This is a genomic window from Cryobacterium sp. MLB-32 (genome assembly GCF_000738085.1).
In the GTDB taxonomy this organism is placed as follows: domain Bacteria; phylum Actinomycetota; class Actinomycetes; order Actinomycetales; family Microbacteriaceae; genus Cryobacterium.
In genome coordinates, this window is the sequence record NZ_JPRS01000608.1 from 1 (window position 1) to 833 (window position 833).

Annotated in this window: 1 protein-coding gene; it reads right to left on the bottom strand. The window is 58.2% G+C overall.

The annotated features are described in order from the left end of the window. Window positions 1–164: 164 nt before the first annotated feature. On the bottom strand, window positions 165–833 hold a 669-nt coding region (locus JF66_RS20270; protein WP_035880717.1), incomplete at its 5' end, for an IS3 family transposase.

The following is an 833-nucleotide window of genomic DNA, read 5'->3' on the forward strand; positions in this document are numbered from 1 at the left end:
CTCCGGTATCGAGCGTCGATACACAATCACGGGGATTAGCTAAAGGCAGTCGGGGTTCGAACTGGTGCCTCCTCGAGGGGTTTCCTCGTGACTATCGCTGAAGAATGACAGCGCTATTTCGCTGCGGAATGGCGGAAGATGTCAACCTATGTGAGTCAGTTTCCTTAGGTGGTCATTGAGTTCGTTCCTTCCTTCAGGGGTTCGTTGATCCAGGTGGTGGTCGGGAACGTTGGTGGCTGCGGGACCTTCCGAACGAAGCGTTCCGGGTGGGCGGCATATGCCGTCGTGAGAACGCGGGCGCGAGCGTGCTGGATGGCGGGTGCGCGGCCGTGATGCAGGTTGAACGGGGTGTGCATTCCGATACCGGAATGGCGATGCTCGTGGTTGTACCAGTCGTAGAACTCGGTGCAGAATGAGCGCGCCTCGGCGAGGCTGTAGAACCGGTCGGGGAACTCGGGCCGGTACTTCAAAATTCGGAAATGCGATTCCGAAAATGGATTGTCATTACTCGTATGCGGGCGGGAGTGCGACTTGGTCACGCCCAGGTCGGCGAGCAGGAATGCGACGGGTTTCGACGCCATCGAGGAGCCGTTGTCGGAGTGGATCGTCAGCTGGTCTCGGCGAATGTTCTGCTTCTGGATCGTGTCGAACAGGAGCTGCTCAGCCAGCTCGGCGGACTCCCTGGTCGCGACCATCCAGCCGACGACGTACCGCGAGTAAATGTCGATAATCGTATACAAGTGGAAGTACGACCATTTGGCCGGACCCTTCAACTTCGAGATATCCCACGACCAGGTCATGTTGGGTCCCGTCGCGATCAGTTCGGGCTTGAT